Raw genomic sequence first — 21,183 nt, 5'->3', positions numbered from 1 at the left:
TCTCCTCTATAAGTGTAACTTCATTCTTAACTGAAAAAAGCATCACTGCATAGTTTTTAGAAATCCCTTTACTATTGTATCAAACTTTTCCGGTTGTTCCACATGAATTGCATGGCCAGCACCATCAATTTTGACAATTTTCGCATCAGAGACGCATTTTTCGATATTTTTTAATATGCGAAAGAACTTTTCATCATGCTCTCCGTTCATTAAAAGAACAGGTATTTTTAAGTTTTTTAGCTCATCCCACCATGAAGGCTGAGCCCCAGTTCCCATGCCGCGCAAGCTATTTGCGAGCCCTTTTGGGTTGTTAGCAAGTCGTTCTTTTCGCACCGCTTCTTGTACGTTTTTTGCTAAACGTTTTTGCGTTTCAAACAGCGGAATATTTTCCCACATCGATACAAAACTTTCTATGCCTTCTCGCTCAATTTTATCGGCAAGTCGTTCATCTTTTTCACAGCGTTCTTTTCGCTCATCTTCACTTTTGAGTCCAGCTGTACAATTTTCTAATAAAAGAGAACGTACATATTCTGGATATAGACACGCCATCGTAATCGCCAGTCTACCGCCCATTGAATAGCCAAGTATATGTGCTTTTTCAATATGAAGGTAATCTAATAGTTCTTTCATTTGCAATGCCACATTTCGAATGTCATAATGCGCAACATCTTCAGGACTCTCGGTCTTTCCGTGTCCAACAAGATCCACTACAATAACTTGAAACTGCCCACTCCATGAAGAGATAAAAGAACGCCACGTTTCCATGCTTCCCGTAAAACCATGAAGAAGTAGAAGTGGTTCCCCGCTTCCGACTACTTCATATTCATACGATACACCTTGCAGCGTTACTTTCATTTTGATTCACCTTGCAATGATGTAGTAATTACGTCCTGTGTTTTTGCCCATAACGTACGGTGCAACGTTAAGTTTTCATCACGGTTCGTACAAATTTCTACAACGTGTAAACCTTCTGTCGTTGCTCCCTTTTGTACTTCCTCCCGGAATTGCTCCCAACCATTTACACGGCTAAATGAACCACCGTACATTTTAACAACATGCTCATAGTCAAGCCCAATCGGCGTTCCAAATAACGATTCGAAGTGTTCCTTTTTCTCATATTGTGGTAAGAATGAGAAAATACCCCCACCATCATTATTTACAACGACAATCGTTATATTTAATTCATGTAATTTTGCAGCTAATAGTCCATTTAAATCGTGATAGAATGATAAGTCACCGATGACTAATACGAGCGGATCGCAAATCATGCTCGCTCCTAAAGCTGTCGAAATGATGCCATCAATCCCATTTACACCGCGGTTTGCCATCACTTGAATATTTTTATCTGATGTGAAGAAGAATGAATCTGTATCACGAATTGGCATACTATTACTCGCAAATAACGTTGCTCCTTCTGGTAATACGCGTACAATATCTGTAATGACTTTTCCTTCAAATGCAGTTTCATATGTTTCCATTTCACGAAGCGTTTCCTTCGTTTTTTCGTTTATATGTTGCCACATTTGGGACCAATCATTCTTTTTCATAACTGGCATTTTTTCTATTAATGTACTGCAAAATGCAATATCACTTGCCTGTACAACTTCTGTCGCAACAAGAGCTGGATCTCTCCATTGTCCAGATTCGTCAACAACGATATGAACAGCTTTCGTTTGTTTTTTAATGAACTGCGTTAATGCTTTCGAAACAGGCATACCACCAAAACGAATTAAAACGTCCGGCTTCCACGTCTCTTTTAACAATTCATTTCGTAAAAATGTATCATAACAGTCGATTACCATCGTTTTATCGTGGTGTCCGCTACGAATATTAGAAAGTGGGTCTGCTAATATTGGGTATCCCGTTTTTTCAGCTAGTTGCGTTGCAAACGTTGCGATTTCTGAATGACTATCATCTCCACAAATAATAAGCCCCTTTTCCATATGTGAAAGGCGCCCTACAAGAGAATCTACATATTCACTCGGCATCACCACGTTCCCTTGCTGAACTACTCCTGTATATTCCCCGCGTCCTTTATCCCATAAACTTTCTAATGAAAAGTCCGGGATAAGCGGTTCACGAACTGGAAAATTAAGATGAACAGGTCCTTGCGGCGCTAAACAAGCACTTGCTATCATGCGCTGCGTTGTCATGCGAGCGTAGTGGTACATCGCTTCACTCGCTTCTGGAAGTGCCATCTCTGTAAATTGCTTCACAAACGTACCGTATAAATTAAATTGATTCATCGCTTGTGGTGCACCGACATCTCTTAATTCATGCGGTCTATCTGCTGTTAAGACGATAAGCGGCACTCGTGAATGGAAAGCTTCACATACAGCTGGATAGTAGTTCGCTGCTGCCGTTCCTGACGTACATAATAATGCAACCGGACGTTTTTTCGCTTTTGCGATACCGAGCGCAAAAAATCCTGCAGATCTTTCATCTACATGTAAATATGTGTTCATTCCTTCGTGTTGTTCCATTAGTAGAGCAATCGGCGTTGACCGTGAGCCTGGACTAATGACAACATCACATACATTTAGACGCGTCAGTTCATCCACGAACGCGCCTAAATAATATGATAATGCTTCTATATGATTGTTCATTTCATTAATTCCTCCAAAGCACCAAGCATCGGTCTAAACTTCAAACTTGTCTCTTCATATTCAAGTTGCGGTACTGAATCAATTACAATCCCGCAACCGGCAAATAAGGATGCTTTCTCGCCATTTAATAATCCGCAGCGAAGTGCAACCGCAAATTCACCATTTCCTTCATCATCTATCCAGCCAATCGGTGCACCATATAATCCTCTGTCTAACAATTCAACATCACGAATCAGTTTCATCGCTTCCAAACGAGGTGTCCCGCCAAGAGCTGGTGTTGGATGTAATTCTTCTACCATCGTTAAAAGACTCGCAGTGCCTTTTGCCTCTACAGGCGTATATAAATGAATTAAGTTTTTCGTTGTTAATAGACCTGGACTCTCCGGAATATTAACGTATTCGCAGTGCTCATTTAATACCGACCTGATCATGTTCACAACATAACCGTGTTCAGCTAAATTCTTTTCATCATGAAGAAGCGCATTACTATTTCGCTTACTTTCTTCTATAGATTGACCATGACCAGTTGAACCAGCAAGACACATCGAAGTAAACTTCTCATCTTCTTTGCGAATTAACCTCTCTGGCGTCGCTCCTAAGAAGCATGCTCCTTTATAATCAAAAGAAAATACGTAACAATCCGGTTGCCCAATGCGAAGTGCTTCTAAAACAAGAGCAGAATCAATATGATGATCCATTTCTACTTTTAGCTCCCTCGCTAATACAACCTTCTGCACGTTACCCTGCTTCATCTCATCTTGCACTTTCTCAATGGCTTTCATCCAGCCTTTCGGATCCACTTCCACTTTAGAAGTAACTGTTAATTTCGATCCTTCTAATGCACATTTACTCTCCCCAAAAATTTTCTCTTCTAAAGAAACAATTTCGTTATAAAGAGTTTCTGCACAATCTGTTGCTGAAACGAATGTATTCATCGTTAACCATGCTTTTTCATTTTTTACAGTTAATAAAAATGCTGGTAGTGAAAATGTCGTATCATCGAATTCTTTCCATAAGTCCGTTTTCTCTTTTTCTTGGTCAAATGAAAATCCACCAAATAAAAGAGGACCTGTTCCAAATTCATATTTTTCTCTTTGTACAAATGCTTTCTCTTTTACTTTATCCCACTCGTCACGAGCCGCTTGAAAGCGTTTGTGAGAAGAATTTGCTATAGTGAAAACAGAGCCAATTCCAGCAAATATTACATGCTGAGCTGGATCTGCAAAATAACATCTATTTTCCAATGCAATCCTTTTTCCTGCTGCATAAAACAGAAGCGGATCCATCCAGTCTATTTGTTTTACAAAACTAACCAATATTTTTTCATCAGTTGCATGCTTAATGGCTGCACTAAGAACTTCTTGCAAGCCTTTTTGTTTCGTTTGAATCACAATTGTCTCCCCCCTATGGGCGAAAAATAGTCATAATTACGCTTGATTTTAAGATACACCTCAAACGAAAGGCCTGTCAACGTTTAGCATTTCTGAGAAATTCACCTTCTCTTCCTAGAAAATAAACGTTGACACTAAATGATGCTTTTTCTACACTTAGTTGTGTACAATATGTGACCAAAGGAGGATTCAACATGGAAATGAACGTCGAAACGAATTCCTCTCCTACGGCGCCAAAACCAAGCAAGCAAACAGGCTGGCGCATTTGGTGGAGTTTACTACGTCCCCATACATTAACAGCAGCTTTCGTTCCTGTTTTCATCGGAACAGCCTATGCAATGCAGGTCGGAGGTATAAATCAAATCCATCTCCCTCTTTTCCTTATAATGCTTCTTGCTTGTCTTCTCATTCAGGCAGCAACAAACATGTTTAATGAATACTTTGATTATAAAAGAGGACTCGATCACGAAGGTTCAGTTGGTATCGGCGGCGCTATCGTTCGCGATGGCATTCAGCCAAAAACAGTGCTTAACTTAGCATTTGGATTTTTCGGCATCGCAATACTATTAGGTGTTTATATTTGTATGAATTCTAGCTGGTGGCTTGCTGCAATCGGTCTTGTTTGTATGGCCGTTGCTTACCTTTACACGGGTGGCCCACTTCCCATTGCCTATACACCATTTGGAGAGTTAACAGCCGGATTATTTATGGGTGTTATCATTATTGGAATTTCATTCTTTATTCAAACTGGAACTGTAACATCAGAAGTCATTTTACTATCTATTCCAAGCTCCATTTTAATTGGTGCCATTTTACTAGCTAATAATATTCGTGACTTAGATGGCGATAAAGAAAACGGTCGTAAAACGTTAGCAATTCTCGTTGGACGCGAGCGAGCGGTTGGTGTACTTGCTTCTATGTTCATCGTTTCCTACATTTGGACAATTGCTTTAATTATCGTGGGCATCGTATCACCATGGATGCTTATCGTATTTTTAAGTGCACCGAAAGCATTTAAAGCGACGAAAGGCTTTATCGGCAAAAGCATTCCAATGGAAATGGTACCTGCGATGATTGCAACAGCAAAAACAAATACGATCTTCGGTCTCCTCATGGGAATCGGATTATTACTTGGATACTTTCTATAAAAGGAGCTGCTTATGCGGCTCCTTTTTCATATCTGAAATTCATCTCATAATTCCTACTCGCAACGCTCATACTATGTAAAGAAACTGAATTGTAGGAAGGTGGACGACTATGTTAACTCCACAACAAATAAATCAATTTAAATCCGTTTTAGAAAAACAAAAACACGAACTAGAGCAAACGATACAAACACACGAAAATGAAGATCGTGCATCTGAACGTGAGTCTGTTGGAGAATTATCTAGCTATGATAACCATCCAGCTGATATGGCAACAGAGCTATATGAACGTGAAAAAGACTTCGGGCTTATTGAACTTTGGCATAAACAGCTAGAGGATACGAAACATGCCTTGCAAAAAATAGAAGCGGGTACGTACGGCATTTGCGAAGTGTCTGGCGAAGAAATTCCATTTGAAAGATTAGAAGCAATGCCGACTGCTACAACATGTATCCAGCACGCGACAAATAAGCTAAATATGAATACACGACCAGTTGAAGAAGAAGTATTGTCTCCCTCTTTCCATAAACACGATGAGGATCGCTCTGTTGAGTACGATGCAGAAGATGCGTGGCAAGATGTTGCCAATTATGGAACGTCTGAAACACCGTCTGATTTAGAAAGACAAGATTCGAAAAACTATAATGGCATGTACGTAAACAGTGAGGAAAATGTAGGATACGTAGAAGATTTCGAAAACTTTATTGGTACAGATATGTATGGAAAAAATCCGCAAGTTTTCGCTACGGAAGAACATGAAGAATATGAACAAATGCTTGATGACTTTGAAGAGCGTACCTTTAAGGGCGAATTATCTTCAAATGAGTCGAGTTCCAAAGAATAAAAAAAAGCATTCCGAAAATCGGAATGCTTTTTATCGCTAGCTAATTAGTTTTTTGTAACGTTAGCAGCTTGTGGTCCACGGTTACCTTCAACGATTTCGAAAGAAACTTCTTGACCTTCTTCTAAAGTTTTGAATCCGTCACCTTGGATAGCTGAGAAGTGAACGAATACATCGTCTCCACCTTCAACTTCGATGAAACCGAAACCTTTTTCGCTGTTGAACCATTTAACTTTACCTGTTTGCATGTCATGTACCTCCTAAATAAAAATGAAACTATGAATCCACATGAAAAGGTGGATATAAAGGACATGAATGTATAACAAGCTTACAGCCTTTAATTCAACGTGCTTTATTTCCGTACCACATTATGTAGCTCAATAGTGATTTCACTATATCACGCTATATCCAAAACGTCAAATGAGAACACTTTCATTCCACCATTTTTTTATAATTTTAATATAATGTTGAATTTCCATATTCATATTTTAGCCCGGTATTTGCGGACAGCTTGATTGGCGGGAGCTGATAATCAGTTTTGGTTTGTTCCACTTTATTTGAAAATTAACAAAACTAAAGTATTCTAATCCTATTAAATTCTGTACAATATAAGTATCTATTACATACGAGGTGAAAAAAATGAGAGCACATGAAATCGAGTATAAGTTATACGGAGATGATATGCAGTTTGTTGAAATTGAGTTAGATCCAGAAGAAAGCGTGATCGCAGAAGCTGGCGCAATGATGATGATGGAAGATTACATAGAAATGGAAACAATCTTCGGTGATGGTTCTGGCCCATCTGGAGGTTTATTCGGAAAATTAATGGGCGCTGGTAAGCGTCTCGTTACAGGCGAAAGTATGTTTATGACTGTATTTACAAATACAGGTCACGGCAAACGCCACGTCTCATTTGCTGCTCCTTATCCTGGTAAAATTATTCCTGTAGATTTAACAGAATATCAAGGAAAAGTAGTTTGTCAAAAAGATGCCTTTCTTTGTGCCGCAAAAGGTGTTTCTATCGGAATTGAATTTACGAAAAAAATAGGAACTGGTTTCTTCGGTGGTGAAGGTTTTATCATGCAGAAACTTGAAGGTGACGGTCTTGCTTTCATGCACGCAGGTGGAACTGTATATAAACGTGAATTAAAACCTGGTGAGAAACTTCGCATTGATACAGGTTGTCTCGTTGCTATGACAAAAGACATTAGCTATGATATCGAGTTCGTTGGAAAAGTAAAAACAGCTCTATTTGGCGGCGAAGGTTTATTCTTCGCAACGTTAGAAGGACCTGGAACAGTTTGGATTCAGTCCTTAACACTTAGCCGATTAGCAGCACGCCTTACAAGCCCAGCAGCGCAAAGTACTGGCGAAGGTAGTGTATTAGGTGGCCTTGGTCGTTTATTAGATGGGAAAGAGTAAACTGTGCCCTTATGTGGGCATGGCCATCAACTAATAAAATAATAAAATTAAAACACCCTTGCTTGCAGTAATAAAGTGAAAGGGTGTTTTAATTTACGTCTACAAACGAGAAAAAGCAGTTAAAATAAAGTAATAAGGTTTACTTAAGGAAAATAAGGTATATTATATTTGTTGAGTAGATTCTCTTTAGAGACAAGAAAAGTAGGTGAACAAAGTGGGAAAATATCAATTGGATTCCAAAAGTCAGGTAGCTGTGGCAAAGTTCCATGAAAAACAGAAGCCTGCCAAATTTGATAAAAAGCAGCAACTTGAAAAATTGCGTACGGAGTATTTGAAAAAGAAGCAAAAACAAACAGATAAATAATATGTTTTATTTTCCGAATTTTTTCTGTATGTAACGCAAACAAACACAAGAAAATAGGTAAGTTATTCATCATTCAAATATATACAGGCTATTTTTTCAAACCTCTTACTTATGCAACTAACGCATGCGTCAGTTCATTAAGAATAACTAAAAAAGTCGATTCCTTGAGATGAAAAAGAGTAAACAGTGTCCTTATCAGGCACTGTTTTATTTTGACATTATAATTTCCTCCACTGATTTAGGTAAGCGATACAAGCTATTCCCCACCTCCAAAAGAATGAATCAAGTTCCTCACCGCATATATTAAACTATACCTTTTCTTAAGGAGGGCTACCTTAATGCGTACTCCTTTATCCTTTGATAAAGACACTGCCATACTGTTAGCTTCTTGTTGTGAGTTAACGTATGAACAATATAAACAAAATGGTATTTTCGAAATACCAGATGGTTTTCAATATGTACAAGGTTTTCAAGGAAAGGCCATTCAAACAACAGAATGGTTCGGATTTATATTAGAATCTGAGGATACAATTATCGTTGCCTTCAGAGGCACTCAAACAGATCCAGATTGGATTATTGATTCTCTCGTCAATCAAAAACCTTATCCTTATGCTTTAAATGGCGGAAATGTCCATAACGGTTTTCTCTCTATTTATGAGTCTTGTCGTGATTCTATTATGGATATGCTCGTATCATTGCCAGCACATAAAAAACTGCTAGCTACTGGGCATAGTCTAGGTGGCGCGCTTGCCACATTACACATATTAGATGCACGTATAAATACTGCCTTCGCACAGTATGGACTTTATACATTCGCTTCTCCAAAAGTAGGAGATATCGCTTTTCGAAATTATTATAAACTACAAGTAGCTAGTAGCTTTCGTTTCGTCAACTTATTCGATGTCGTTCCACTTCTCCCTCCCCGAAACATAAATTTTAATGATCATGATTGGGAGTATGCACACGTCCATCACAACATGACATTTACAAAAAACACAAAATCCATTACAAATAATCATTCCATTACAACATACAAAACATGTCTGACTTCTCATTTTTAACCAGTAAACAATTGGAAATAAAATATTCGTATACTATAATAATCTATGAAGTTATTTTTGGATGAGGGGACCTTACATGTTAAAATTTATCTTCGCATTTTTCCTTATTGTAATTTTTACGGTTACAGGTTTCCTTACATTTTCATACTTTGCGACAGGAGAGTATGATGGGGCAGGTATCATATATACCACTGTTCCATTTCTTTCTTAAGCAAAATAAATAAAACGAGCTTAATTTTATTAAGCACGTTTTATTTATTAATATCCATTTCTGTTGGTAAATCGATAATATATCTCCCAATATAGCAACCTCTTTAAAACTGTTTAACTGCATTACCAATACCCCAAATTTCATTACTGTACTGCAAAATCGTTCGATCGCTCGCAAAATGACCAGACTGTGCAATATTTAAAATCGACATTTCTAGCCACTTCGTTCGGTTCTCATAAGCTCTACCGACAGCTTCTTGTCTTTCAGCATATGGACCAAAATCTCGCAGAACGAAATATTCATCATTTTGAATAACGAGAGAATCGTAAATTGCTTCAAATTCGGCTCCCGACTGTGCAAAGAAACCATTCGTTAACTGATCTACTACCTTTTTAATGTGCCCATTGTGGTGATAATAATCACTTGCACGATATCCACCATTTTGATAGTAATGAAGAACCTCTTCGGCTGTTAAACCGAAAATGAAACAGTTATCATCACCGACCCGGTCTTTTATTTCAACGTTAGCACCGTCTAGCGTTCCGAGTGTAATCGCACCATTCATCATAAATTTCATATTACCTGTTCCCGATGCTTCTTTACTCGCCGTTGAAATTTGTTCACTTACATCCGCTGCCGGGAATATATCTTCTGCTAAAGAAACTCGATAGTTTTCTAGAAAGATAACTTTCATATATTGACTGACATACGGGTCATTATTTACTTTTCTTGCGAGTTCATTTATTAATTTAATAATTTTTTTCGCGTAATAATAGCCAGGTGATGCTTTCGCTCCAAAAATAAAAGTACGCGGATAAAATGTAAAACTAGCATCCTCTTTCAAACGGTTATACAAATATAAAATATGAAGAACATTTAATAATTGTCGTTTGTAAGCATGTAATCTTTTCACTTGCACATCAAAAATAGAATTTGGATCAATGGTAATCCCCATTGTATTATGAATACGCTCCGCTAAAATCTCTTTACGCTCTTGTTTTACCTCTGCAAATTTCTCTTGGAAACTCGCATCATATTGAACTAATTGTAGCTCTTGAAGCTTAATCGGTTCTTTCTTCCACTCTGTTCCAATCGCCTCTGAAATGAGATTTGTTAACTGTGGATTTGCTTTCATAAGCCAGCGCCTATGAGCAATTCCATTCGTCTTATTATTAAACTTATCTGGATAAAATTCATAAAACAATCGCATTTCCCGCTGCTTTAATATTTCCGTATGAATTTTCGCTACACCGTTTACGCTATGGCTACCGACAATCGCTAAATGAGCCATTTTCACAAGGTCATGTGCAATAATCGCCATTGCTTCAATACGATCCCACTCATACGGATACTGTTCCCACAGTTCATGACAGAAACGTTCATTAATCTCTTCAATAATCATATAAATTCTCGGTAATAACGGTTTAAAAATGTGAATTGGCCACTTTTCGAGCGCTTCTGATAACGTCGTATGATTCGTATAAGAAATCGTCTGCGTCGTTATGTGCCAAGCTTCTTCCCATGCTAACTTTTCTTCGTCTAGTAAAATACGCATCAGTTCCGGAATTGCTAAAACCGGATGTGTATCGTTAATGTGGATCGCAATTTTTTCATGTAGTTGACGAAGGTCACCATATCTTTCTCTATGCATTCGAACGATATTTTGCAAACTTGCTGATACGAGGAAATACTGTTGTTTTAAACGAAGTATTTTTCCCTCATCATGCGTATCATCTGGATATAAAAACTCCGATACAGCCTCTGTTTCACGCTTATATTTCAAAATATCTTTGCAGTTTTGCGGGAAAGGAACTGGTTCAGCATTCCAAAGTCTAAGTGTATTTACAGTACTCGTCTCATAGCCAACTACCGGCACATCATATGGCACGGCCATAATGACTTCTGCATTTGTATGCCTAAACTCTAAACGCCCGTCAATTTCTAGCGGTTCAACATTGCCGAAATAACTTACTTCTACAGCTTGATCATGCCTTCTTACTTCCCATACGTTTTCATGAAGAAGCCACTGTTCTGGAAATTCGACTTGATAACCATCAACAATTTTCTGATCAAACAAACCATGTTTATAACGAATTCCACAGCCGTGTCCTGGCAAGTTTAAAGATGCAAGTGAATCGAGAAAACAGGCTGCTAAGCGTCCAAGCCCACCATTACCAAGGCCTGCATCTGCTTCCACTTCTTCTAACTCTTGTAACGAAATCCCTAGTTCAGATAACCCTTGCTCGCATACATCTCTAATACCTAAATTCAAGATGTTACTTCCAAGCAAACGTCCAAGCAAAAACTCAATAGACAAGTAATACATTTGCTTTTGCTCTCCGGATCGATAACTCTCATTCGTTGCAATCCATTGACTATTCATATACTCACGTACCATATGGCCGAGTGTATTATATTGATCACGAGTTGTAGAATCTTTAAAACTTTTACCATACATCGTCTCTAACTTTTCTAGAAAAGTTGATTTAAAACTTTCAACATGAGTAAACATTTTTTCACCACCTACATGTTATTCCATGAGACTTTTATACAATTCCTTATAAGCAAGAGCCGATTGCTCCCAGCTATAATCTTCAGTCATCGCTTGTTTTACAAGCTGCTCCCATACCGGTTTATCGTGATAGAATTCAATTGCACGATGAATCGTATGCAGCATGTCATGTGCATTAAAATTCGCGAAACTAAAACCATTTCCTTCTCCAGTTTCTTCATCATAAGAATGTACCGTATCGTTTAATCCACCTGTTTCTCTTACAATTGGAATCGTACCGTATGCTAATGCGATAAGTTGTCCAAGTCCACACGGTTCAAACAGCGATGGCATTAAGAATAAATCACTTCCTGCATACACTTGATGAGCTAATTCTTCATTAAATCCGATATAAACTTTTACCTTCTCCGGATACTCATATGCCATCCATTCAAAGAATTGCTCATATTCCGAATCACCTGATCCTAAAATAATACATTGTACATCTTCTTCCATTATTTCGCGGAATACAGTACGTACTAAATCAAGACCTTTTTGCTTCGTTAATCTCGTTACCATTGAAATAATTGGTGTATCCTCTTTTTCTGGCAAACCAAAATAACGCTGCAAGGCGCGTTTATTTTCACTCTTTTCATATAATGACTCTGCATCATACTGAGCCTTAATATACGAATCCGTTTCTGGATTATATACGCTCGTATCAATACCATTTACAATGCCGCTAAGCTTATCATTATATTTTCGCAGTAATCCATCTAACTTCTCACCGAAAAATTCATATTGAATTTCTTCTTTATATGTCGGGCTCACCGCTGTAATTTGATCCGAAGCGATAATACCGCCCTTCATAAAGTTCACATTCCCATAAAACTCTAACTGCTCACTGTGGAAATATTCATCACCAAGTTCTAACAAGTCGTACATTACTTCAGGAGGAAATACACCTTGGAACTGTAAGTTATGAATTGTATATACCGTTTTAATACGCTCATATAACGGGTTATCTTGATACTTTTCACGAAGTAAGAAATTAACCATAGCCGTATGCCAATCGTGGCTATGAAGAACATCCATTTCAAAATCAAGGTGCGGAATACACTCTAACACCGCTTTTGAGAAATAAGAAAAACGCTCTCCGTCATCATAATGACCATACAAAGAATCTCTCTTAAAATAATATTCATTATCTATTAAGTAATACGTAATTCCGTCTTGCTCACCTTTTAAAATTCCACAATATTGATTTCTCCACCCAAGCGGGACGTTAATTACTTTATGTAACGTACATCCATCTCTTAACTTTTGCGGAATGAGGCTATAATTCGGAAGTATAATACGAACGTCCACTCCTAATTTTTTCAGCTCTTTTGGGAGCGCACCCGCTACATCAGCTAATCCTCCCGATTTCACAAACGGTACACATTCTGATACTGCAAATAAAATATTCACTTGTTGTCCCACTGCGCGAAAAGTTTTTATTACTCCTCTTGCAGCTTCCTCCCTTCGAGTTTTCATTTGAATTAAAACTTTAATCAGTGGAGGAAAAAGCCCCCACTGATTCTTTTAAGAATAACTATTAATCGTACTGTTTTGTACGCTTCCTTTTTCTACAACATACGGCCCATCGGCGTTTCCTTTTAATACGACACCGTCACCAATTTTCACGTCTTTATCAATAATAACACCATCTATTATACAGTTATCTCCAATTTGGCTCTTTTGCATAATAATACTGTTACGAATAATTGAACCTTTTCCAATTTTAACTGAACGGGAAACAACACTGTTTTCGACTTCCCCTTCAATAATACTACCGTTTGCAATCATTGTATTTTTCACGACTGCACCCTTTAAATAACGAGTTGGTGGCTCATCTTTTACTTTCGTAAAGATCGGTGCTTCTTTCTTAAATAATTGCTTCCAAATAGCAGGTTGCAAAATTTCTAAGCTATGTTTATAGTAACTTTCAATCGAGTCAATAATTGCTACATATCCAGTATGTTCATATGTAGCAATGTGTAATGATTTCCCGCGCTTTTCTCTCACTACATCAAATAAACTGTATTGTTCCACATCTTTATATGACTCAAATAAGTCTAACAATAATTGTTTCTTTAACACATATGTTTGAAGTGAAACCCCTTCATGGCAAACTTCCGTAATATCAGCTGCCGTATGTATATGCCGCTCTAACACCGCTTGAAAATTTAATGCTGTTACGAGATGGCTATTCGTAATAACAACGTACTCTTCTCTGCTTCTTAGAAAATAATCAATATGTCTTCTAAAGTGTGCAAAAGACCCAAATTCATCTTGGTCACATTGGCAGTTTGGCGGGAATAAAAATAGTCCGTCTCTTTTTCTATCTAAATCCCACTGTTTTCCTGAACCAACATGGTCCATTAACGAACGATTTTTATGGCTTGTAAAAACTGCCACACTATGAATACTAGAATTCACCATATTTGAAAGCATGAAATCAATGAGTCGATAACGGCCCCCAAACGGTAACGCCGCTAGTGAACGATGCCCTGTTACTTTCTTTAAGGAAGGAAAACTTCCCGTTGCATTAATAATTCCTAACATTTTTTCTCCCATTCATTTCATCCCCCTTTTCTATTTCCCTTCAGCAATTAATACTACATCGTCAACATTCTTTTCTGGACGAATGATTGTTCCATCCTCGATAACCATTTCTGATCCAACAATCGCTCTTTCAATCACAACATTTTTACCAATCTTAGCCCCTGGCATAACGACAGAATCAATCACCATACTTCCTTCTTCCACCGTCACTCCTTGGAATAACACAGAATGCTTCACGTCCCCTTCAATGACGCACCCTTCGTTAATAAGCGATTCTTCTACTTTCGCCTTTTCAGCAATATATTGAGGCGGTTCGTTTGGATTGACAGAGTAAATACGCCAATTACGATCGTTTAAATTCAGTGATGTTTCATCGCGAAGCAAATCCATATTCGCTTCCCATAAGCTCTTCACCGTTCCAACATCTTTCCAATATCCTTCAAACGGATACGCCATTAGCTTCTTCCCTTCATCCAATAAAAGCGGAAGTACGTCTTTTCCAAAATCGTTACTAGATTCAGGGTTTCTTGCATCCATCTCTAAATACTCTTTCAAAATTGACCAATTAAAAATATAGATTCCCATTGATGCAAGATTACTTCTTGGAAATTGTGGTTTCTCTTCAAACTCAACAATCTCCATTTCTTCATTTGTATTCATAATGCCAAAGCGACTCGCTTCATCCCAAGGTACTTCAATAACAGAAATGGATACGTCCGATTCTTTCTGAATATGGTAATCTAGCATCTTACTGTAATCCATTTTATAAATATGGTCGCCTGATAAAATGAGAACATACTCCGGTTCATACTGACTTAAATAGTTTAAGTTTTGATAAATGGCACTTGCCGTACCTGTATACCACTTAACCCCTGAAGACTCCGCATAAGGAGGTAAGACTGTGACCCCACCGTTTACTCGGTCTAAATCCCACGCATTTCCGATTCCGATATAATTATGAAGTTCGAGTGGTTGATATTGCGTTAAAATCCCAACCGTTTCAATACCAGAATTCGCACAGTTACTTAGCGTAAAATCAATAATGCGATATTTACCACCAAATGGAACAGCTGGCTTGGCTAAATTCTTTGTTAATGCACTTAAACGACTACCTTTTCCCCCTGCTAGTAACATTGCTACGCACTTTTGTTTTTGAGCCATCTTGTTTTTTGCTCCCCTTTCTCGTCTTCACTGGTCGTAATATGGATACGCCAAATGGTGGTATTGTAATCTCTACATGTGCTGCTTGATTATGGTACGGTTCTAGAATCGTCTTAAGACGTTTCTTATTCACTTGTCCCGAACCGCCATATTGCTGTGCATCACTGTTTAAAATCTCGTTATAATACTCGAAATCTGGTACACCTACTTTATAGTTTTCATATGTAGCTTTCGTAAAATTACATACGATAACTAACGCATCTTCTTGTTTATCCCCTTGGCGGATAAACGAGAAAATACTTTGCTCGTTATTATTAGCATCAATCCACTGAAAACCTTCAGGCGAATGATCAAGCTGCCAAAGTGGTTTTGAGCGCTTATACAATGCTATGAGCTCTTTAAAGTAATCATGCATATAACGATGCATTTCAAAATCATGTAAATTCCAATCTAAATCTTCAAGGTCTTTCCACTCATCAAACTGCCCGAATTCTCCTCCCATGAAAAGTAATTTCTTTCCTGGGTGAGTAAAGAAATATCCATATAACAAACGAAGCTGAGCAAACTTATCCCAGTAATCACCTGGCATTTTATTTAATAACGACTTTTTCCCATGAACGACTTCATCATGAGAAAGGGGTAATATGAAGTTTTCAGAGTAAGCATATAGTAAAGAGAACGTCATTTTCTCATGAATATATTTTCTGTACTCTGGCGCACACTCCATATATTTCAGCACGTCATTCATCCAGCCCATATTCCATTTGTAATTGAATCCAAGCCCACCTTCATACGTTGGTGCTGTTACAAGTGGCCAAGCTGTTGAATCCTCTGCCGTCATAAGAAAATCTTCATCCTCTGCAAACACTGCTTCATTTAACTCCCGTAAAAATGACACAGCGTACTCATTACTTTGCTCTTGTCCTTCTTTATTCCAGTACAACATGTTCGCAACTGCATCTACTCTGAAACCATCAATATGGAAATATCTCATCCAAAATAACGCATTTGAAATTAAGAAATTACGTACCTCTCTCTTTCCTAAATCAAAATTGACAGTTCCCCATACTAGATTTTCTTGTACATCTTTATCTTTATATTCATAGGTCGGTGTGCCATCAAACAAATATAAACCGTGAGCATCTTTACAAAAATGCCCCGGTACCCAATCTAAAATGACACCGATTCCATATTTATGACATTCGTCGACAAAATACATTAAATCATGCGGTGTACCAAATCTACTCGTCGCTGCATAATATCCCGTTCCTTGATATCCCCAAGAACGATCATATGGATGCTCAACAAGCGGCATAATTTCAATATGTGTAAATTGATGTTCCACCACATACGGAATGAGTTCTTCTGCCATTTCCCTGTAAGAATATAGTGTTCCATCTTCTTTCTTTTTCCAAGAACCAAAATGTAATTCATAAACTGTCATCGCTTCTTTATAAATCGGTTTTTTCTTTTTCTTACGATTCCAGTTTTTATCATTCCATTCATATCCTTTTATATCAAAAACTACAGATGCCGTATTCGGTCTTACTTCTGCATATATAGCATACGGATCTGCCTTTAAAATGACGTCACCAGCCAACGTTTCAATCGCATATTTATATATTTCTCCTTCTTCAATATGCGGTATAAATAAGGACCAAATCCCTTCTTCTGTCACTTGTAGCATCTTATGTTGCTCATAATCCCACTCATTAAAATCTCCAACAACACTCATTGCTTTCGCATGAGGAGCCCAGACTGTAAATCGTACCCCTTGAATCTCATCTTCCGTCACAACATGTGCGCCAAAGATGTTATAACTTTCATAGTACTTTTCTGTATGAAACTCATCTCGTTTCACTTCTTCACAATTTATTACACTCAATATGCTCACCTCACTTAGATGACAGAATTTTTTATACTTTAACTATTTCTGCGAAAAACTGCAATATCCTTGTTAATTTATAAAAAACATTCGTTTTTTTCTTAAAAATGTTAGTTTTTCTTCACATTTCCGTGTAAAATATCGAATTTTGACGAATATTCATTGAAAACGTTTTATTATTCTTCTATATTTTTACCAATTATTTTTTCTCAACCTTTATTTTATTATGTTTATCCTATTTTTCATGCTATTTTCCACTCAAAATCAAAACAAAATAATCTGTCATAAAAAAATGTTTCTCAATATTTTTTGTCACAATGTTATTGAAATGCGAAATTTAATCCTGCTTTTGAAAAGCTACTTTCCGAAAAAGGAGTAACCGCAAAAGTAAATGAACCGAAACTAGAGGCAGGTTCTGTTACAGTTGGCGGCGCTATCGATGACAAAAACTTTGCTGGATTAGATGGTGATTTCCCGTTCATTGATGTAACTTTCAAAGTAGAAAATGATGAATTTTATGAAGCAAACGCTCAATTAGAGTCACCAATTTTTGTTTACTGGAAACAAGGTGAATCAGAACCAAATAGAATGCGTGTACTTCAAGATCAAACATTCTCAGTTATGTCCTTAAACTCACTAGTAGAAGGAAATATTAAACCTGGTGCGTTCTTAAATGAACGCGAATATTTAGATGAAAAGTTCGATTATACAAAGCTTGGCGTAAAAGTATATGCGACTGATTCTTACCGTCATAAGTTTGAAGGCTCACTAGATAAATACGGATACTTCAAACTAAATGAACTTCCAGTTAATAAACGCGACTATAACTTATATGTAGAGGTGCCAAGACATTTAACAAGCCGCCTAACAACGAAACTTGGTACTGAAAAAGACGGTAAGCTGCTTGGCCAATATTATTATGCAAGACCTGAAGAAAACCTTACCGGCGATGTAAATGCTCATAAAGTAATCGATATTAAAGATGCTGAAATTATCGCTAGCAACTATGGTAAAAAAGGACTAACTGTAAAAGACGGATACCTTAATAAAGATGGTATTGTCGACGAAAAAGATATTCGCTTCGTTGAAAGGAACTTCTTGAAAAAAGGTCCAGATGCATCTAAATCACAAACACCTGTAGAAAAATCCAAAAGCGGTACACTGGCAGATATTTTAAAGAAATTAGGATTAACACCTAAAAAATAATAAATTGAAACTTTAATCAGTGGGTTTTTACTGCCCGGCAAATAGCGGAATAATAAAGAGCACTCTACGTAAAATAGAGTGCTCTTTTCTATAAACGACCCTTATCCAGCAAAGGGGTATATTGGGGATATACAAGGGAAACCGGAAAAGGAATTTATATTAAATTATATAAGTTCAGAGGTAAGAAGCAGTTTCCCACCTCTGAATTATTTAGCAATTATTATAGTACTGGTGCCATTGTTTCTTTTAATACTTTTACAGAATGAGCGAATTTCGCTTTTTCCTCTTCATTTAGCTCAAGTTCTACGATTTCACGTACACCTTCGCGGTTAATTACAGCTGGAACACCTACGTAAGCATCTTTCTCGCCGTATTGACCTTCAAGGTATGCAGATACAGTTAATACGCTGTTCTCGTTGTTTAAGATTGCTTTAGTTACACGAAGTAGTGACATACCGATTCCGTAGTAAGTTGCACCTTTACGCTCGATGATATGGTAAGCTGCATCACGTACGTTTTCGAAGATTTTGTCTAAGTCTTCTTGTTTGTACTGTTCGTTGTTAGCTAAGATTGTTTCTAATTTTTGTACACCGATAGTAGCGTGGCTCCATACTGGAAGTTCAGTGTCACCGTGTTCACCAACGATGTAAGCATGAACGTTACGTGGATCTACATCTAAGTAGTCACCTAACATGTAACGGAAACGAGCAGAGTCTAAAGTAGTACCAGAACCGATTACGCGCTCTTTCGGTAAACCAGATTCTTTCCAAGTTACGTAAGTTAAAATATCAACTGGATTAGTTGCAATTAAGAAGATTCCATCGAATCCGCTATCCATAATGCCGCGAACGATTTGTTTAAAGATCTTTGTATTTTTCTCAACTAAGTCTAAACGAGTTTCACCTGGCTTTTGTGGTAACCCAGCAGTGATAACAACTAAATCTGCATCTTTACAATCTGCATAGCTACCGCTCCAAACTTTTGTTGGTGATGGAGAGAATGGTACCGCATGGCTTAAGTCCATTGCTTCCCCTTCTGCTTTTGCTTCATTAACATCTACTAATACGAATTCTTCAGCTACACCTTGGTTGATCATTGAGTAAGCGTAACTACAACCTACAGCTCCTGTTCCTACTAATACTACACGATTGATACCTTTTTTCATGGTAATTTCCCCTCTCTATTGTTCACATATATTTTTTTATGATTGTTTAAGTAATTAATTAAAATACTAATTTAATGTTGTTTAACTTCTTTACATTCATATTGTAGCACGTATTATTGTGAATTACTTCACAAATTATGACCTATTTGTGAACTTTTTCACATAGAGTGTAAAGTTATTGGAATAGGTGTGGAATCCATTTCAATGGAGGCGTTTTCTTTAGATTGTGAAAGGGTTTTTCTTGTGGTTTTCATCGGTAAGTGAAATTATATCGGCGATTTTTAGAATATATCGACCGTAACTCCAAATATATCAGCGATTATTAAAATTTATCGATCGTAACTCAAATTATATCAGCGATTTTTGTAATATATCGACTTACCGACAAAACTCGACAATAATGACAACATAAAAAAGCTGTCTCCAGTAGGTCACCCTATTGAGAGGCAGCTTCTTCTATATATTATTTATTTTCCACAGTAGCTCCCGGATGTATTTTCATCGGTTTCTCCAAGTTTAGGAGGCTACAGCCATACAGCTGGGGTAAAAGTTCAACTTGAGGTATCATTTTAGATAGATAGTTCCTTCATATTCATACAGGCCCAAATAAACAACATGATTGTATTTACCGCTCTATATACCCAACTGCAACAGCCCATACTTCATATTTCTTCTATTGCATAAAAAAGCAGACTATCCAAAGTTCACTTTTATACAACAAAAAAGAGATAGCAGATTATGCTATCTCTTTTAGTATGACCCGTACGGGATTCGAACCCGTGTTACCGCCGTGAAAGGGCGGTGTCTTAACCACTTGACCAACGGGCCAGTTCTGGCAGAGAAGAAGGGATTCGAACCCTCGCACCGCGTTCGCGATCTACTCCCTTAGCAGGGGAGCCCCTTGAGCCACTTGGGTACTTCTCTATAAATATGGCTCCGCAGGTAGGACTCGAACCTACGACCGATCGGTTAACAGCCGATAGCTCTACCACTGAGCTACTGCGGAACAATTATGGTGGGCCTAAATGGACTCGAACCATCGACCTCACGCTTATCAGGCGTGCGCTCTAACCAGCTGAGCTATAGGCCCATAATTGAAAAGCGGGTGAAGAGAATCGAACTCTCGACCAGAGCTTGGAAGGCTCTTGTTTTACCACTAAACTACACCCGCATTAAATTGTAAATGGTGAGCCATGAAGGACTCGAACCTTCGACCCTCTGATTAAAAGTCAGATGCTCTACCAACTGAGCTAATGGCTCATTTTGAAAGTGGTGCCGACTAGAGGACTTGAACCCCCAACCTACTGATTACAAGTCAGTTGCTCTACCAATTGAGCTAAGTCGGCTCGTGATTTCAAAATGGTGGCTCGGGACGGAATCGAACCGCCGACACGAGGATTTTCAGTCCTCTGCTCTACCGACTGAGCTACCGAGCCTTTATGTAAAAAATGGCGGTCCCGACCGGGGTCGAACCGGCGATCTCCTGCGTGACAGGCAGGCATGTTAACCACTACACCACGGGACCATTTGGTTGCGGGGACAGGATTTGAACCTGCGACCTTCGGGTTATGAGCCCGACGAGCTACCGTGCTGCTCCACCCCGCGATGATAAAATATTCACTTTAGA

At 38.0% G+C, this 21,183-nt stretch carries 16 protein-coding genes, 10 tRNA genes and 2 pseudogenes; 8 read left to right on the top strand and 20 right to left on the bottom strand.

The genetic code is table 11. From position 1 onward, the window contains the following. Nucleotides 1-42: 42 nt before the first annotated feature. Genes menH through ACK1U5_RS15300 form a run of 3 tightly spaced genes read right to left on the bottom strand, consistent with a single transcriptional unit; the run spans nt 43 to nt 3,997 of the window. On the bottom strand, nt 43-855 hold the full coding sequence (gene menH, locus ACK1U5_RS15310; protein WP_000869216.1) for a 2-succinyl-6-hydroxy-2,4-cyclohexadiene-1-carboxylate synthase: 813 nt from the start codon (nt 853-855) through the stop codon (nt 43-45). Continuing rightward, a complete protein-coding gene (gene menD / locus ACK1U5_RS15305; protein WP_001059220.1) occupies nt 852-2,606 on the bottom strand; it encodes a 2-succinyl-5-enolpyruvyl-6-hydroxy-3-cyclohexene-1-carboxylic-acid synthase in 1,755 nt (584 codons plus the stop codon). The genes menH and menD overlap by 4 nt, the downstream gene beginning before the upstream one ends. After that, nucleotides 2,603-3,997, bottom strand: a complete 1,395-nt coding sequence (locus ACK1U5_RS15300; RefSeq protein ID WP_000616750.1) for an isochorismate synthase — start codon at nt 3,995-3,997, stop codon at nt 2,603-2,605. The genes menD and ACK1U5_RS15300 overlap by 4 nt, the downstream gene beginning before the upstream one ends. Before the next feature lie 194 nt (nt 3,998-4,191). Between ACK1U5_RS15300 and ACK1U5_RS15295 the strand changes: the two genes are divergently transcribed. Then, nucleotides 4,192-5,145: a 1,4-dihydroxy-2-naphthoate polyprenyltransferase gene (locus tag ACK1U5_RS15295; RefSeq protein WP_000425740.1), complete on the top strand. Its 954-nt coding sequence runs from the start codon at nt 4,192-4,194 to the stop codon at nt 5,143-5,145. Nucleotides 5,146-5,254: 109 nt separating this feature from the next. Further along, nucleotides 5,255-5,986 (top strand): yteA family sporulation protein, encoded by a 732-nt coding sequence (locus tag ACK1U5_RS15290; protein WP_000957365.1) that lies wholly within the window; start codon nt 5,255-5,257, stop codon nt 5,984-5,986. A 44-nt stretch (nt 5,987-6,030) separates the two neighbouring features. Here the strand turns inward: ACK1U5_RS15290 and cspD are convergent, their stop codons facing one another. Beyond that, the gene (cspD, locus tag ACK1U5_RS15285; protein ID WP_001193054.1) at nt 6,031-6,231 is read right to left on the bottom strand and encodes a cold-shock protein CspD; all 201 of its coding nucleotides are present in this window, start codon (nt 6,229-6,231) and stop codon (nt 6,031-6,033) included. A gap of 391 nt (nt 6,232-6,622) precedes the next feature. On the opposite strand from cspD, the gene ACK1U5_RS15280 reads away from it, so the two are divergent. The 4 genes from ACK1U5_RS15280 to ACK1U5_RS15265 all read left to right on the top strand — a co-directional run bounded on the left by ACK1U5_RS15280 (nt 6,623) and on the right by ACK1U5_RS15265 (nt 9,041). Next, on the top strand, nt 6,623-7,405 hold the full coding sequence (locus ACK1U5_RS15280; RefSeq protein WP_044796378.1) for a TIGR00266 family protein: 783 nt from the start codon (nt 6,623-6,625) through the stop codon (nt 7,403-7,405). Nucleotides 7,406-7,619: 214 nt separating this feature from the next. Continuing rightward, nucleotides 7,620-7,769 carry a hypothetical protein gene (locus tag ACK1U5_RS15275; RefSeq protein ID WP_000521639.1) on the top strand — a complete coding sequence of 50 codons (150 nt, stop codon included), beginning with the start codon at nt 7,620-7,622 and terminating at the stop codon, nt 7,767-7,769. 338 nt (nt 7,770-8,107) lie between these two features. Then, on the top strand, nt 8,108-8,830 hold the full coding sequence (locus ACK1U5_RS15270; RefSeq protein ID WP_001260111.1) for a lipase family protein: 723 nt from the start codon (nt 8,108-8,110) through the stop codon (nt 8,828-8,830). 76 nt (nt 8,831-8,906) lie between these two features. Continuing rightward, on the top strand, nt 8,907-9,041 hold the full coding sequence (locus ACK1U5_RS15265; RefSeq protein WP_448814830.1) for a hypothetical protein: 135 nt from the start codon (nt 8,907-8,909) through the stop codon (nt 9,039-9,041). Between the two features lie 103 nt (nt 9,042-9,144). Here the strand turns inward: ACK1U5_RS15265 and glgP are convergent, their stop codons facing one another. From glgP to glgB, 5 genes are all read right to left on the bottom strand, one after another. Continuing rightward, entirely contained in the window at nt 9,145-11,553 is a 2,409-nt protein-coding gene (gene glgP / locus ACK1U5_RS15260) for a glycogen phosphorylase (RefSeq protein WP_000494096.1), read from the bottom strand. 18 nt (nt 11,554-11,571) lie between these two features. Further along, on the bottom strand, nt 11,572-13,002 hold the full coding sequence (glgA, locus tag ACK1U5_RS15255) for a glycogen synthase GlgA (protein WP_087876160.1): 1,431 nt from the start codon (nt 13,000-13,002) through the stop codon (nt 11,572-11,574). A gap of 114 nt (nt 13,003-13,116) precedes the next feature. Further along, nucleotides 13,117-14,151, bottom strand: coding sequence for a glucose-1-phosphate adenylyltransferase subunit GlgD (gene glgD, locus ACK1U5_RS15250; RefSeq protein WP_000504164.1), 1,035 nt, complete (start codon nt 14,149-14,151; stop codon nt 13,117-13,119). 18 nt (nt 14,152-14,169) lie between these two features. Beyond that, complete coding sequence (glgC, locus tag ACK1U5_RS15245; protein ID WP_000057606.1) at nt 14,170-15,300, bottom strand: glucose-1-phosphate adenylyltransferase; 1,131 nt, start codon at nt 15,298-15,300, stop codon at nt 14,170-14,172. Further along, entirely contained in the window at nt 15,248-17,185 is a 1,938-nt protein-coding gene (glgB, locus tag ACK1U5_RS15240) for a 1,4-alpha-glucan branching protein GlgB (RefSeq protein ID WP_000111398.1), read from the bottom strand. The genes glgC and glgB overlap by 53 nt, the downstream gene beginning before the upstream one ends. Before the next feature lie 327 nt (nt 17,186-17,512). Here glgB and ACK1U5_RS15235 point away from each other — a divergent pair. Then, nucleotides 17,513-18,391 (top strand): annotated as a pseudogene (locus tag ACK1U5_RS15235) (S8 family serine peptidase); the annotation flags it as partial. Nucleotides 18,392-18,611: 220 nt separating this feature from the next. Here the strand turns inward: ACK1U5_RS15235 and ACK1U5_RS15230 are convergent. After that, nucleotides 18,612-19,556 carry an L-lactate dehydrogenase gene (locus ACK1U5_RS15230; protein ID WP_000715339.1) on the bottom strand — a complete coding sequence of 315 codons (945 nt, stop codon included), beginning with the start codon at nt 19,554-19,556 and terminating at the stop codon, nt 18,612-18,614. 483 nt (nt 19,557-20,039) lie between these two features. On the opposite strand from ACK1U5_RS15230, the pseudogene ACK1U5_RS15225 reads away from it, so the two are divergent. Further along, a pseudogene (locus ACK1U5_RS15225) lies at nt 20,040-20,215 on the top strand (IS4 family transposase); the annotation flags it as partial. Nucleotides 20,216-20,312: 97 nt separating this feature from the next. Here the strand turns inward: ACK1U5_RS15225 and ACK1U5_RS15220 are convergent. The 10 genes from ACK1U5_RS15220 to ACK1U5_RS15175 form a co-directional block, all read right to left on the bottom strand. Next, nucleotides 20,313-20,384: transfer RNA gene (locus tag ACK1U5_RS15220), tRNA-Glu, on the bottom strand. A gap of 5 nt (nt 20,385-20,389) precedes the next feature. Continuing rightward, nucleotides 20,390-20,480, bottom strand: a tRNA-Ser gene (locus tag ACK1U5_RS15215). A 7-nt stretch (nt 20,481-20,487) separates the two neighbouring features. Continuing rightward, nucleotides 20,488-20,562 (bottom strand) — tRNA-Asn (locus ACK1U5_RS15210). A 7-nt stretch (nt 20,563-20,569) separates the two neighbouring features. Then, nucleotides 20,570-20,646, bottom strand: a tRNA-Ile gene (locus ACK1U5_RS15205). Nucleotides 20,647-20,656: 10 nt separating this feature from the next. Next, a tRNA-Gly gene (locus tag ACK1U5_RS15200) sits at nt 20,657-20,727 on the bottom strand. A 13-nt stretch (nt 20,728-20,740) separates the two neighbouring features. Then, nucleotides 20,741-20,816: transfer RNA gene (locus ACK1U5_RS15195), tRNA-Lys, on the bottom strand. A gap of 10 nt (nt 20,817-20,826) precedes the next feature. Continuing rightward, nucleotides 20,827-20,902 (bottom strand) — tRNA-Thr (locus ACK1U5_RS15190). 14 nt (nt 20,903-20,916) lie between these two features. Continuing rightward, nucleotides 20,917-20,992 (bottom strand) — tRNA-Phe (locus ACK1U5_RS15185). A gap of 13 nt (nt 20,993-21,005) precedes the next feature. Next, nucleotides 21,006-21,081, bottom strand: a tRNA-Asp gene (locus ACK1U5_RS15180). 3 nt (nt 21,082-21,084) lie between these two features. Continuing rightward, nucleotides 21,085-21,161: transfer RNA gene (locus ACK1U5_RS15175), tRNA-Met, on the bottom strand. Nucleotides 21,162-21,183: the final 22 nt, after the last annotated feature.

The organism is Bacillus sp. XB1 (assembly GCF_053557995.1).
Note: the sequence above shows the minus strand (reverse complement) of the source record. Positions and strands in the feature narration are given on the sequence as shown.

Coding starts and splice junctions, on each gene's coding strand:
- menH (WP_000869216.1), bottom strand. CDS start 855: ATGAAAGTAACGCTGCAAGGTGTATCGTATGAATATGAAGTAGTCGGA.
- menD (WP_001059220.1), bottom strand. CDS start 2,606: ATGAACAATCATATAGAAGCATTATCATATTATTTAGGCGCGTTCGTG.
- ACK1U5_RS15295 (WP_000425740.1), top strand. CDS start 4,192: ATGGAAATGAACGTCGAAACGAATTCCTCTCCTACGGCGCCAAAACCA.
- ACK1U5_RS15290 (WP_000957365.1), top strand. CDS start 5,255: ATGTTAACTCCACAACAAATAAATCAATTTAAATCCGTTTTAGAAAAA.
- cspD (WP_001193054.1), bottom strand. CDS start 6,231: ATGCAAACAGGTAAAGTTAAATGGTTCAACAGCGAAAAAGGTTTCGGT.
- ACK1U5_RS15280 (WP_044796378.1), top strand. CDS start 6,623: ATGAGAGCACATGAAATCGAGTATAAGTTATACGGAGATGATATGCAG.
- ACK1U5_RS15270 (WP_001260111.1), top strand. CDS start 8,108: ATGCGTACTCCTTTATCCTTTGATAAAGACACTGCCATACTGTTAGCT.
- ACK1U5_RS15265 (WP_448814830.1), top strand. CDS start 8,907: ATGTTAAAATTTATCTTCGCATTTTTCCTTATTGTAATTTTTACGGTT.
- glgP (WP_000494096.1), bottom strand. CDS start 11,553: ATGTTTACTCATGTTGAAAGTTTTAAATCAACTTTTCTAGAAAAGTTA.
- glgD (WP_000504164.1), bottom strand. CDS start 14,151: ATGGGAGAAAAAATGTTAGGAATTATTAATGCAACGGGAAGTTTTCCT.
- glgC (WP_000057606.1), bottom strand. CDS start 15,300: ATGGCTCAAAAACAAAAGTGCGTAGCAATGTTACTAGCAGGGGGAAAA.
- ACK1U5_RS15230 (WP_000715339.1), bottom strand. CDS start 19,556: ATGAAAAAAGGTATCAATCGTGTAGTATTAGTAGGAACAGGAGCTGTA.